The following is a 13,195-nucleotide window of genomic DNA, read 5'->3' as shown; positions in this document are numbered from 1 at the left end:
ACATTGGTTCAGCACAAAAAACCATACCTACAATCCCGAACGTTTCCATTGTATTCTCCTTACCTGGCAAAACGACCGTTACCGTTGAGGCGTCTATGAAGTTTGACCATTTTTACCAGCTCGCGATCGAGCGAAAAGGCAGCAAAGCAGCAGTTCGTGAGCGTCTTCCGCATGTCGCAACCGCCCGCGAATTAACCGAATTCGGCGATGACCGCTACCTGGCGGCCCTGACTAAGTGTGTCTTTCGCGCAGGTTTCGTCTGGCGCATTATTGAAAATAAATGGCCAGGCTTTGAACAGGCATTCAGCGGTTTTGTACCAGCCTATTGGCAGCAGGTGCCGCCCGAGCGGTTAGAAACACTGGCACGCGACGAGCGCATTGTGCGTAATATGCAGAAAATTGCCACGGTGCCGCGTAACGCCTTCATGATTATGGAAGCAGCAGAAACCCATGGCAGCTTTGGTAACTTTCTCGCCCAATGGCCATCAAGCGACCAGGCAGGCTTGCTGCTCTGGCTCAAGAAAAACGGTTCGCGCCTGGGCGGCGCCAGTGCTCAGTATTTTTTACGCATGGTCGGCTATGACGGGTTCGTTCTTTCCGCAGACGTGGTGACTGCATTGCAAAACCACAACCTCATGGATGCCACGCCCGGTACCCAAAAAGGTCTTAAGCAGGCGCAGCAGGTCTTTAACCAATGGCATCAGGAGACAAAACTGCCTTACGCTCACTTGTCTAAAATTCTGTCAATGACACTCGACGCGCGTTAAGGCAGCCAGATAACCCCTGCCTGGTTTAGTGTTCAACCTCGATATTAAAACGCAGGGTGAACGGCATGGTCACGGGAATCGCCTCGTAGCATTCACCCATGATGTCACCCACATAGCAGTCCTCATCTGACTGGTCTTCGGTCTTCTTCGTCAGTTCAGTCACGGTACCCGACCAGGTACCGCTCAGGTAGCCATCTTCAAAGGCGTCAAGGCTGAGTTGAAAACTGGAGGTGCGAAACACATCCGCGTCAAAGTTGAGCTCCCGAAGCGGGTTTAGCGGCTGAAAATATACCTCACTATTACCAGAGCTAAGCGATGGAATGTCGATGCGCATCGATGCATAGTTGAAGTTCTGAATAATACTGGCGTAGGAATAATTCCCCACTAACAGTGGCGAAAATGACATATACATCATCAGGCTATCATCACTAAACCGGTGTGCCCGGTAAGTGGAATCTCTGTCACAGGTCCCCCCAGACGGACATGCAATAGTGAACTGCCCGGCATTTGCACGACGAACTTCATAGGCTTCGCCGTCAAGCTCATACTCAAGTACATAGCCTCCGCTCGCCAGAATTTCTTCATCCGTTTTCGAGCTATCACAGCCCACTAACACCGCCAGCAAAATACAACTTAACACCAGGTTCCCTTTCATCAGCATGCTCCTTTAATTAAGATTCCTATTTTTTACCCATCACTTCCTGTCGTTCCCGCTCATACTGCGGATACGACTTATCAACGCGCTGACGGCACTCGTCATAATCCTCAATAGTGCCGTTACGGCACTCCTGCAACTGACGCGAGCGAACCTCTTCATACCAGGCCTGAGTCGTGCAGCCAGTCAGGCCTAATGCCAGAAAAAGAATAATTAGTTTCATAAAAAAGTCCTGTTAAAGCTTTATATGTAGAGTCAACGCTAAGGCTGTATATCAGCCGGCTCTTCGTGCTCCAACTCCCCAACTATACTGCCGTCAGCACTATAACTGACGAGTAGATAACTATACCCTGGCGCCAGATACAGTGGGAAACGCTCGCCCGGATACAATAAAACCTGGTCGTAAGCCACCTCATTCATTCCATGCTGGTAAGCTCTAACCAGAACTGCCTCGTCACCGTGTCGCAGTTCATCTGCAATAACGACCGGGGTTCCCAGAGTTTGACGATAGTACCCTGTTTTCAAACTGTCCGGCCCAGGCAACGGAAGATGGACCTGAGCGTCGACAAGTCCGCGGTACTGACCAGTTACCCGCGAACGATTATTATCATCTGCTAACACCATCCCTGAGTTTGCCAACGCAGAATCGCTGCCAGCATATCCACAACTGGTAAGATCGATAGTGAATGGATCAATAGCCGACTGTTCCTTTAATCGTGCTGCCATCCAGCGAAGCTCGTCGGGTCCTTTTGCGGCTTCCGCAATATGATCCCAGCCGGCAAAAATTACAAACCGGGCGTCGTCGTCCGCTTGCTCAATTTGATTGAGAATGTTTGTTGCCTGGGTAAGTTCACGCACCTCAAATGCCGACTCACCCTCAGCTATTGCTCTCGTCGATTCATAGCCAAAAACCTGAAAACCCATAGCCTGCGCCTGACGTATCAACGCTGAAAACGTCGGTTCCTGAGTGTAAAAACCATGTACCGGGGAAAGCTCTTCACTATCCGCCAAATCAGCCTGAAATGCCTCAAAACCGATATGAGTGAAGCCCGCAGACTTCAGTATTTCAAGCTGACTAGCCACAAATACTCTTGCTTCGATGCGAAAATGGTTTTCGTTAAACATTACCACCTTCTGATCGGCAACCACGTCACTTATCCACGAGGATACAGGCGCGAGTCGAGTGATATCATCGTCGGAAAAACAAGACTGCGACTCAGGTATATCCTGTAAAGTGGCAGCCAGATCCTGACGACCAACAAAGGTGTAGAAGGTTGCCCGCATCTGGTTACTCAGCCCAACGGGTTCGAGCGCTTTCACTCGCTCATAGGTCACACCGAAAGCCCCTCTCTCTAATAAGGGAGCCATATAATCGGCCGAGCTTTGAGGACTCACAAACAGCGCGGCCATCATTACTCCCTTAACCATCCTTGGCGTGTTCATCACCGCGACGAAACCAGATGAATGATATTTGCCGGGCTGGAGATCCAAAACGCTTTGAAGTCGTCCGGAAGCGGTTCAATTTCGTCCCGTCGGTGGCACCCTTGTTCTTTCAGATACGCTGACGCCGCCTCGATATCATTAGTTACGATTTCCAGCCAGGTTTCGGCCTGACTAAGAGCCGCCACAGAGTCCAGCCACAATACCTTATCGCCAAACGCAAACTTTGGCGTCGCCCCTGGCTCATCGGAGGTTAATTCCTCAAGTCCAAGTACCTCACGGTAAAAATGCACCGTTGTTTGATACTCATGGGTAGGGATCTTCATCGCAATATTGGCGCCCGGCGTAAATACAGGTTTCATTAGTTATCTCCAGTCAACCGCTAATGCAGTCAGCAGTTGATAATAATCAGAGATTACGAGCACAACAAAATATTTACAAGAATAAATACTACCTAGCTGTACTGGGCTGCGAACTCTGCAGAGGGGGGTATGACCTGGATTACATCAATCAGCACGCCGTTCGGATCTGCAGTAATAAAGTGGCGTTGCCCGAAGTCTTCGCTTCGAATCGGCTGGTGCATGGTTAAACCCGCCTCGCGCAAGCGTTGATAGTGACTGTCTGCATCATCCACTTCAAAGTTAAGCAGTAAGCCACCCGCAAGCGGCTGACGAAAACTCTTTGGTATTGTCGGGTGCCCGGCTTGCAGCAACGCCAGTTCAAAAGGTTGCCCCTGCCCTGCGCGCAGGCTGACATACCAGTCGGCTTCGAATGTTACTTCAAACCCAAAATAACGGGTGTAAAATGCTTTCGATGCTGCCACATCGCCGGTCATCAGCACTGGGTAAACACTGTTAAATTTCATATCAACCACCTCAAGTCAGAATAGAGTGCTCATTGTGGTCAACGGGTTGGTTGGTGTCTTGTAAAAATGCGACATCAGCACGTGCCCTCGAAGGTGGCAAACCATGAAAGCCGACGAACTCATGGGTGAAATGACTTTGATCTGTATACCCCAGGTCAAACGCTATGTCGGCCAGCGACAATTGGGAATGAGTCAGCAAGCGGGTTGCCCGCTGGACACGGATAACCTGAGAAAAATGCTTAGGCGACAAGCCTACTATCTCGACGAAGTCACGTTCAAACTGACGACGGCTTTTACCGTACGTAGCAGCCAGTCGTGCTACCGAATGAAAGCTTCCGGCATGCTCCTCTTTGCATGAAGTGGCCTGACCAAAGTTCCCCTGACAGCTACTAAGCTGATGAATCAGGCTATCAAGTTTGCTCTGTTGGGGTGAGCAGCGCGCCAAATGCTTGCTCAGAATCCGGTCCAGCTGAGCAAAAATATAATCACCATCAATGCATTCGCTGGCAGCGAGAATATCGCTGACAAGCTGCCCATGCGCCGGAACAGCAAGGTTCGTTAACTCAGCTGCTTTGGCATCAAGAAAATGCCTGCTCTGCCCGGGTCTAAACCGAACGCCCAGATAATCCACGCCGAGTTCGAGCACCAGTTGAATCCGACACCTGCTGGTGCCATACATGTCTGCGCGTTGACGGCCTGAATACCCGGCCACTACCACCAGGTCGACCGCTCCATCCGGCAGCACAGTATACGTCGGTGCCCTATTGTTACGACTGAACCAGTAATGACTAATGTAGGGCCGTAACGGAGCTGCTGGTAACGAAACCATACTTGGTGCCTGGTGTTCCATCCGCAGTTCCTCCGCTATCGCCACGGTTCGTTCGCGACTGTGTGCCAGTGGCTGTCTGCCAGGCATTCGCGAGTATGGGTCTACGACCCGGAAGCCTGTTTCTCCACTCTGAAAAACACCCCATCCCAGAGTATATACGCTGAATCGCTACCCGCTTTGATCATCTTTGAACCTGCAGCAATCCAGTTGTCAGGGCAGCCAACTTCAACAATTTCAACCTGCTCGCCTGCTATTCCAAGTGCCTGCAAGGTGGCTCTGTAGGATGCATAAAATTCATCCCCGGTCAGAGATGAAGTGGTAAAGGTCGGGCTGTCACAGCGCTCGTCACGAAAGGCGACCTTGGCTGGGGTATAGGTTAGTTCTGAGCCAAACCAGGTTTCTGCCTGCTCCATTCCCATCGCGCTCATGCCCGGAAATTCGGCGTCCGACACCTCCCAGGTACCGAAATACCAGTCACTGTCCGCGGCAGCGCAAGACAAGGTAAATAAGCAAAGCAGTAAACTAATATATCGCATTCAGGGCCTCCTGTAGGGTTGATAGCAGACGATCGATGATGGAATAAAAAAGGCAGCGCCATCACTGACCCTGCCTTTTTAGCATGAACCTGTCGCTGCTTACCAGGCGTACTTCACACTCAGTTGCACGTTGCGCGGCGCGCCAAAAAAGCCCTGGTTGAAGAAGTCGATACTGGAATAGTATTTTTCGTCAAACAGGTTATTCAGGTTCAGGTTGAGATCCCAGTTCTGGCTTAACTGGTAGCTGGCCATCGCGTTCACCACCGTGTAGCTGCCCTGGTTAAAGGTTTCTCCATTCGGCCCCACACCCGGGTTCGAAACCTCACTTTGCCAGTTCGCATTAACACCGAAGCGGAACGCATCGTTCCACGCATACAGAACGCTCGCTTTGATCATATCTTCAGGCAAATAAGGAGCATAGGCTATACCATTGGCATCTTCCGATTCGGTATGGGTATAACTAAAGAAAATATTCAGCGAATCAGTTGGTTTACCGGTCAGTTCAATCTCGTAGCCGTCACTTTCAGCACCTGCTATTCCAATGTGTGGAAAATCCACGCCGCCGGGCAGTAACTCAGTATTGTCCGGGTCCGGCACCGCCAGGTTGTCTTCTTTTACTTTGAACACAGCGAAACTAGCGGTTAATGCTTCATTGAAAAAGTCACCTTTTAGACCCGCTTCAATATTCGACCCCTCGACCGGACCGACAAGGCGGTTATTGACATCTTTTGCCGCCTGCGGCTGGAAGATCTCGGTGTAACTAAGGTACCCGGACAGTGTGTCAGTCAGGTCATAGACCACACCAGCATAAGGCGTGTTGACGCTACTGTGCTTATAAATACCGGTGGTGCCGTCGATATCATACTCACTTAAACGATTCCCCAGTATGACCGTCACGTCATCGTGCACATTCAGTTGCGCGGCAGCGTAGACACCGGTCTGTGTCTCAGTGCCGTAATTTACTGCCGGTGTCTGGCCAAATACAGGGCGCTCAATGCCAGTTCCCCACTCAAACAGATTACCGACTTCAATCGTGCTCTGCGCATAGAACGAATCCGCCGTGATCTCCTGTTCTGAATGCAGTGCACCCGCCGTTAACTGGTGCTGGCGGCCAAGAAATTCAAACGGACCGGACGCCAGTGCTCTGAACGACGTCTGTTCGCGGTCAGACTGGTATATCATTGACGACGCACCCAGCCCCAACCCGGTTTCGCGGTCCGGGAAACCAAACATATAGACCAAATCCGCATCCATTTCATCCTGACGGTGTTCAACGTCCAGTTGTACGTCCCAGCCATTATCGAAGGCGTGCTCTAACTGAACAAACCCATTGATGCTTTCACGGTCCCATTTGCTCCAGTCAGAGGCTGTGGTGGTGCTAACGGGTAAGTCATCGGCCTGGCTGCCGTCGGCGTAGAACAGCGGTAATGCACCCCACATACTCCCTTGCGGATTGCGCTGACTGTAGTCGGCACCCAGGGTCAACCGGGTGTGTGCAGATAAGTCAGCGGTTACTACGCCATAGAGCTGAAGATTCTCTTTTTCTGCCAGGTCGGTGAAGTTCTCGCCTTCTTCATACGCCATGGCTACGCGGCCTTTGACATCACCGCTGGCCGCAAGAGTCTGTGAATGATCAAGCTCCAGCCGACGGTTGTTCCAGGAGCCAAACTGAGCATTGGCGTAGCCACCGTCCTCGACTTTTGGCCGTTTGCGGATCAGGTTAATAGCAGCAGAAGGTTCACCGGCCCCAGTTAGTAAGCCCGTGGCCCCCCGCACGACTTCGACACGTTCAAACATGACCGAATCATTCACCGCTTCACTGAAGAAGCTGTCGTAACTGATGGGGACACCGTCGAACTGGAAATTGGTAATATCACGTCCACGGGCACGGAAGAAAAAACGGTCCGTTTCGGCCTGCTGGGCGTGAATACCCGGCGCAAACTGCATGACATCAGCGACTGAGTTCAAGGAAAAGCTATCAATAAAAGTGCGGTCGATAATCGAAATTGATTGAGGTGTCTGACGCAGGGTTAGCGGTAAACCGGTAGCGGTGGTCGCCTGATCAAGCGCGCTGCCAGTGACTTCAATCCGCTCGAAAATTTTCTCCCGCGTTTCACTCTGTGGTTCAGACCCTTGCTCCGTGTCCTGTTCGACCTGCGCCAGCGTTGCTGACGTAAACAGTGCTGAGCTTATCGCCAGCGCCAAAACACCTTTATTGAAAACCTGCATACTTTTCCCCTGCCCTTTTTCGCTAACCAAAATCACAAATGAGAATTATTCTCAGCACATTCTATTTGATAATGGTTCCCGTTTTCAATATCATTCCGGAAAGTTTTATTGGGGACTCAACATGACACAGCGACAATGGTTCAAATTACACGGGTGGTGCTCGCTGCCCATCTGGATGCTGTTTTGCTTCATCTGCATTACTGGCACCATCGCCGTCTTCAGCCACGAACTAACCTGGCTGTTCAATGAAAATGCCCGCGCTGTGAATCCAGACGGGCTTGCAGCTATGCCCGTTTCAGAGCTTGTTGGCATCGTCCAGAGCCAGTTTCCAAACGCGCATATCACCACGGTGATGACGTTTGAACCCTACCTGATCAATGCAGTGATGTTTTCCAGCGACGAGATCCCGGTCGGCATTGCCTATGTCAACCAATACACAGGGGTGGTGCAGGAAGTAAACCAGGGCATTACCTTTATCAACTTCATGCGTTCGCTGCATAGCTGGCTGTTGTTCCCGTGGCAAAACGGCTACAGCATTGGCTACTATCTGGTGTCTGCGATGTCCTTTGTGATGATAGGAGCCCTGATTACTGGCCTGGTCATTTACAAGAAGTTCTGGCGTGCTTACACCCAACCCAAAATACGCGTCAGCAAAGGCAAAAAGTCATTGCTGACGGACCTCCATAAACATGGTGGTGCCTGGTCGATTTGGTTTCTGATTTTAATGAGCGTAACCGGCCTCTGGTACTTTACCCAGCAAGTGTTCTGGCACGCCGATATCGACATCGAAGGCCATGCGCCGCTGGTTCAGACTACAGACATTCCGCTTGGCGAACAGGCCCAGCCGCCGGTGTCCTTTGCGCAGGCACTGCAAATCGCTGAGCAACGTTTTCCCGATATTCGCCCTAGCTTTATCATGATGCCCGAACATAACCGCGACATGTTTAAAATTATGGGGGGCGGCGATTTCATATTCTTTGATCAGTATTCATACCGCCTCGATATTAACCCCTGGAACGGAGAAATCGCCCGGGCGGTGTCGCCGGATAGCATGGGCACACTGCAAACCATCCAGCATATTGTCGATCCGCTGCACTACGGCACCATTGGTGGTATCTGGACCAAAGCCATCTGGTTCATCTTTGGTCTGATCCTGTCTGCCATGTCCATCACTGGCTTTTTACTCTGGGGCTCACGCACCGTGAAAGCGTCCAAAGCACGACAAACGCAGACTCAGGATCAGTTGCACCACCCGTTACCACAAGAGGAAGCCCGCTAATGGCACGTCGCAAAAATACATTCTGGAACCGCAATAAATTTAAATTCAGCGGCCTGATTCTGGTCCTGCCTATCTATTTCCTGTATCAGTCGCTGCAACCACCCGAGTTTCCACCGATGTGGGATGAAAAGACCATAGGCCCATTCAAAGTCGCGATACAGCCGCTGAACAACGAGCCTCCGTACGCTCACCATGACGACTGGGTGAAAGACTTTTCCGCCTACGTTAACCAAGGTGAAGTCAGAAATATCCGTCAGGGGTACGTTAATATCGGCACCAGCGCAATTCCGTTGCAGGAACTTGAACAGGACGACGTTGGAATTCTGCATGGCAGTGAACTATTGCAGCACGTGCACGCGATTGCACCGCAAACCTTCAGCGCAGAACAGCGGGTTTGGGTCACCTTACAAACCTGGGATGGCGATGTGTACCAGGGGAACTGGGAACTTCCGGCGAATTGGTTAAAATAAAGCTTTAAATACGAATCGTTATCATTTACGATCCCCTCAAATTAAAAACAGCACATTGCTGAGGGGACCGATGAATTTTCAAAAAACCTTACTCGCGGCTGGTATTCTGGCCGCTTTCTACAGCGCCGGCTCATACGCCCAGACTGAGAACCAGAACCAACAACCAGCTCCAGAAGAGCAAAGCCAGGCCGACGAGGACGACATTGAAGTCATTACCGTCAGCGCCCGCGGCTTAATTTCCTACGTTAGTGCCACTGGGGCCAAGTCAGACACGCCGATCACAGAAACACCCATGTCGGTATCAGTGCTGACTGAAGCCCGGATTGAAGACTTAGGCGCTGTCACCGTGCAGGACGCTATCGGCTATGTGGCGGGCCTCTACAATGGACCCTACGGAGTAGACACCCGCGGCGACTGGGCGCAGATCCGGGGCGTTGCGCCGGTGCAGTATCTGGACGGCTTAAAGTCACTGTTTGGTTACTACAACAACGTGCGGGTGAACCCGTACTCACTGGGTCAAATCGAAATCCTCAAAGGACCAAGTTCGGTGCTGTACGGGCAAGGTTCGACCGGCGGCATTATCAACCTGGTCAGCAAACGGCCGAAAGCTGAAACCGAAGGCCAGTTCTGGGCCCAGGCTGGTAACTATTCACGTACTCAGGTCGCTGGCGACATTACCGGCGCACTTAATGATGACGCCTCGCTACTTGGCCGTTTTGTTGGTTTGTACCGCGACAGCGATACTCAGACGGACTATGTCCCGGACAACAGTCTCTTGCTGAACCCGTCACTAACCTGGCATGCCAGCGACGACACGCAGGTTACCCTGATTGGTAATATTCAACGCAATGAATCAGGCTCCAGCACCCAGTTTTTCCCCTGGCAAGGTACCCTGCTGCCGAATGAATTTGGCCCGATAGACAGCTCAACCTTTGTCTCAGAGCCTGGCTTCGATGCTTATGACACCGAGCAAAACTCGTTAACGGCGATTATCGACCACCGTATCAACCTCGACTGGCGTGTCCGTCTGGCGAGCCGCTACAGCGATAGCAACTCCGATTATCGCACCATGTACGGCTGGCCACCTGTGTTTCAGGAGGACAACCGCACCGTGTCCAGGGTTTCCTATCTTTCGCTTGCCGAGTCCCAGGCATGGACCACTGATTTTCAATTGCATGGGTCGCTGTATACCGGGCCGGTCGAGCATGAGTTAGTGTTTGGTGTGGATTTCCAGGACGCGTACACCGACAATGACTACGCCTATGGTGCCAATAACCCGCTTGATCTCTACAACCCAGTTTATGGTGAGGCCACAGGCCTGCCCACCGAGGCTGATGTTGTCGATTATCCGGGCAGCACCCTGTATCAGCTGGGTCTGTATGCTCAAAATAATATGCGTATTGACGACAAATGGCTGGTTTCCGCGGCAATGCGTCGCGATCGGGCCACCACCAATCCGGAAGCCGGAGCGTCTACCGACCAGTACGCCACCACTCGTCGTCTTGGCTTTATGTACCTGATGGATGGGGGCGTGTCGCCCTACTTAAGTTACAGTGAGTCCTTTTCACCGGTGTTGGGCACCAATGCATTTGGCAACCCGTTTGTCCCCAGCGAAGGGCAACAATGGGAAGCCGGGATCAAGTTCCAGCCACAAGGGACAGAACACCTGCTAACCGCATCGCTCTATCAGATCACCGAACAAAACCGCACCACCCAACTCAGCGCTGAACAGGCCGCCGACCCAACCGTGGTCAACCCCAACGGCCAGGTTCAGACCGGTGAAGTTGAAATTGAAGGTATCGAGCTTGAAGCGCAGTTGGCCTGGGATTCATTGGATGTTTACGCAAGTTACGCCTACACCGATGCAGTGGTAAGTAAAAGTAACAACCCGACGGAGCAAGGCGCTACCCTGGTTTCAACACCAGATCAGCAGGCCTCAATCTGGGCCACCTACCGACCACAGCACTGGAACGGCTTCAAAATCGGTGCCGGCGCACGCTATGTCGGCAATACCATGGACGGCAGTGCGTATCTGGAACAGGATGGCACGGTACTAAACGACCCGTTAGAAACCCCCGGCTATACGTTGTTTGATTTTATGATTGGTTACGAATGGGCTAACTACAGCCTTAGTCTGGACATCGATAACCTGACCGATAAAACCGTACTCAGTTCGTGCCTGGCTCGCGGCGACTGTTTCTACGGTCAACAACGCACAGTGATGGCAAACTTCCGCTATAGCTTTTAGCCCTTGAAGTCTGAGGTGAGCGCGCCCGTGCTCACCTCAGTTCATCGCATTTCGACCTCCCACTCATTCAAGCGCCTAAAACTGTCATAGTCCTGTTCTAGCCTGTCCAAAACACAATAAGGAGCAGGTTATGAGCATTTCAAGACGTCATTTTCTAAAATTATCCGGCGCATTGTCGCTAGCACTCTCGACACCTATTCTGGTCTCCAAAGCCAGGGCCGATAGCGCGCCCGTCAATGTACCCGTCACCGACGTCGATTTTGATTGCGGTATTGCCAGCGGCGATCCGGGCTGCGACCGGGTGATGCTATGGACGCGGGCAACACCCAAAGCGCAAACCCCCAGCGTAACAATTGAATGGGACATCGCGACCGATCAGGACTTCCGCCATATTGTCCGAAGCGGCACAGCGACCACCTTCCCCCACCGCGACTACACGGTAAAAATAGACGTCCAGGAATTAGCTGAGAACCAGGTCTATTTCTATCGTTTCAAAGGGCAAAACGGTTACTCGGCAAGCGGTAAAACCCGTACCCTGGCGAAGCGCGGTATCGACCATTTAAAACTCGCTGTCTTTTCCTGCTCTAATTACCCGGCTGGGTATTTTCATGCCTACCGCGAAGCCGTTAAAAACGACGACATCGATTTTACCCTGCACCTTGGCGATTACATTTACGAATACGGCAGCGGTGGCTACGCCACAGAACAGGCAGCGGAACTGGGTCGGTCGCTGGCCGCAGACAATAACGGCGAACTCTTTACGCTGCAGGACTATCGCAAGCGCTATCAACTCTACCGTCAAGATCAGGACCTGCAGTTAATGCACGCTGCCGCTCCCTGCATAGCGGTATGGGACGATCACGAAATCAGCAATGACACCTGGATTGCCGGCGCCGAAAATCACGATGCCAGTGAAGGTGACTTCTTCGCCCGGCGAGCGGCGGCTATCCAGGCCTATTATGAATGGATGCCGATTCGTCCGCCTGAAGGAGAGCAGTCATTACGCATATATCGCAGCTTCGACTTTGGCCAACTGTTTAGTCTGCATATGCTTGATACGCGGATTATTAAGCGAACCCAGCAACTTGAATACCGCAATTTCATGGATCCTGAAAACGGTCATTTTGACGCCTCGGGGTTTCAAACCCGAATGGCCGAATACCGGGCCCTGCTCGGCCACGAACAACGCGAATGGTTACGCCAGCAAATTGAAACCTCACCGGCCCACTGGCAAATTATCGGTCAGCAATTGCTGATGAGCCGAATGCAGCTCCCCGCCGAGATGATGGCCAACCAGGATCTCACCCGGGTGCCTCAGTTACTGGCTGATTTAGTGCCGCTTAAGCAGCGTGCCCTGGCAGGCGAAAGCCTGAGCGATGAAGAACGCAGACGCATCTCGCAGGTGATGCCCTACAACCTCGATGCCTGGGACGGCTATGCAGTCGAGCGGGAAATGGTTTATCGCGACTGGAGTGCTGCGGGTAAGCCCGTGGTTGTGCTCGCTGGCGACACCCACAACGCCTGGCACAATGTATTGCGTAACCAGCAAGGTGAGCAGGTTGCTGTTGAGTTTGCCACCTCGAGTGTTTCCTCACCCGGTATGGAATATTATCTCAAGCTTGATCAGCAAAATGCCTCACAAACTGCTGCGGCGATGCAGACCCTGATCGATGATTTACAGTACTGCAACCTTCATCAGCGCGGCTTTATGACCCTGACTATCCGTCCCGATACCATTGACGTAGAATGGGTCTTCATCGATAGCGTACACCAGCGTGACTACCGTGTTGCTGGTCGCCATGCCCTGACCCATCGCAGCTAAGCGCAGCGCTCACTAAACAAAAAAAGGGGTTGCCTCAGGCAACCCCTTTTTTACT

The 13,195-nt window shown here is 52.0% G+C and carries 13 protein-coding genes; 5 read left to right on the top strand and 8 right to left on the bottom strand.

Features of this window, described 5'->3' with window-relative positions:
- Nucleotides 1–95 precede the first annotated feature (95 nt).
- Nucleotides 96–767: a DNA-3-methyladenine glycosylase I gene (locus tag CWE12_RS07245; protein WP_126789035.1), complete on the top strand. Its 672-nt coding sequence runs from the start codon at nt 96–98 to the stop codon at nt 765–767.
- 25 nt (nt 768–792) lie between these two features.
- Here the strand turns inward: CWE12_RS07245 and CWE12_RS07240 are convergent, their stop codons facing one another.
- The 8 genes from CWE12_RS07240 to CWE12_RS07205 all read right to left on the bottom strand — a co-directional run bounded on the left by CWE12_RS07240 (nt 793) and on the right by CWE12_RS07205 (nt 7,321).
- On the bottom strand, nt 793–1,422 hold the full coding sequence (locus tag CWE12_RS07240) for a hypothetical protein (RefSeq protein ID WP_126789034.1): 630 nt from the start codon (nt 1,420–1,422) through the stop codon (nt 793–795).
- A 25-nt stretch (nt 1,423–1,447) separates the two neighbouring features.
- Nucleotides 1,448–1,645: a hypothetical protein gene (locus CWE12_RS07235; RefSeq protein ID WP_126789033.1), complete on the bottom strand. Its 198-nt coding sequence runs from the start codon at nt 1,643–1,645 to the stop codon at nt 1,448–1,450.
- 38 nt (nt 1,646–1,683) lie between these two features.
- The gene (locus CWE12_RS07230; protein ID WP_157981942.1) at nt 1,684–2,832 is read right to left on the bottom strand and encodes a hypothetical protein; all 1,149 of its coding nucleotides are present in this window, start codon (nt 2,830–2,832) and stop codon (nt 1,684–1,686) included.
- Nucleotides 2,833–2,864: 32 nt separating this feature from the next.
- Nucleotides 2,865–3,224, bottom strand: coding sequence for a VOC family protein (locus CWE12_RS07225; protein WP_126789031.1), 360 nt, complete (start codon nt 3,222–3,224; stop codon nt 2,865–2,867).
- A 92-nt stretch (nt 3,225–3,316) separates the two neighbouring features.
- Complete coding sequence (locus CWE12_RS07220) at nt 3,317–3,727, bottom strand: VOC family protein (protein WP_126789030.1); 411 nt, start codon at nt 3,725–3,727, stop codon at nt 3,317–3,319.
- A gap of 10 nt (nt 3,728–3,737) precedes the next feature.
- Complete coding sequence (locus CWE12_RS07215; protein ID WP_126789029.1) at nt 3,738–4,643, bottom strand: helix-turn-helix domain-containing protein; 906 nt, start codon at nt 4,641–4,643, stop codon at nt 3,738–3,740.
- Between the two features lie 14 nt (nt 4,644–4,657).
- Complete coding sequence (locus tag CWE12_RS07210) at nt 4,658–5,092, bottom strand: hypothetical protein (RefSeq protein ID WP_126789028.1); 435 nt, start codon at nt 5,090–5,092, stop codon at nt 4,658–4,660.
- A gap of 99 nt (nt 5,093–5,191) precedes the next feature.
- Complete coding sequence (locus CWE12_RS07205) at nt 5,192–7,321, bottom strand: TonB-dependent siderophore receptor (protein ID WP_126789027.1); 2,130 nt, start codon at nt 7,319–7,321, stop codon at nt 5,192–5,194.
- Nucleotides 7,322–7,442: 121 nt separating this feature from the next.
- On the opposite strand from CWE12_RS07205, the gene CWE12_RS07200 reads away from it, so the two are divergent.
- The 4 genes from CWE12_RS07200 to CWE12_RS07185 all read left to right on the top strand — a co-directional run bounded on the left by CWE12_RS07200 (nt 7,443) and on the right by CWE12_RS07185 (nt 13,140).
- The gene (locus CWE12_RS07200; protein ID WP_126789026.1) at nt 7,443–8,600 is read left to right on the top strand and encodes a PepSY-associated TM helix domain-containing protein; all 1,158 of its coding nucleotides are present in this window, start codon (nt 7,443–7,445) and stop codon (nt 8,598–8,600) included.
- Complete coding sequence (locus CWE12_RS07195; protein ID WP_126789025.1) at nt 8,600–9,070, top strand: hypothetical protein; 471 nt, start codon at nt 8,600–8,602, stop codon at nt 9,068–9,070. The genes CWE12_RS07200 and CWE12_RS07195 overlap by 1 nt, the downstream gene beginning before the upstream one ends.
- A gap of 70 nt (nt 9,071–9,140) precedes the next feature.
- Nucleotides 9,141–11,318 (top strand): TonB-dependent siderophore receptor, encoded by a 2,178-nt coding sequence (locus CWE12_RS07190; RefSeq protein ID WP_126789024.1) that lies wholly within the window; start codon nt 9,141–9,143, stop codon nt 11,316–11,318.
- Between the two features lie 130 nt (nt 11,319–11,448).
- A complete protein-coding gene (locus CWE12_RS07185; protein WP_126789023.1) occupies nt 11,449–13,140 on the top strand; it encodes an alkaline phosphatase D family protein in 1,692 nt (563 codons plus the stop codon).
- The last annotated feature ends 55 nt before the right edge of the window (nt 13,141–13,195 follow it).

Origin of the sequence: Aliidiomarina sedimenti (genome assembly GCF_003986955.1) — a bacterium.
Lineage (GTDB): Bacteria > Pseudomonadota > Gammaproteobacteria > Enterobacterales > Alteromonadaceae > Aliidiomarina > Aliidiomarina sedimenti.
This window is presented reverse-complemented; position numbering and strand designations above follow the sequence as displayed.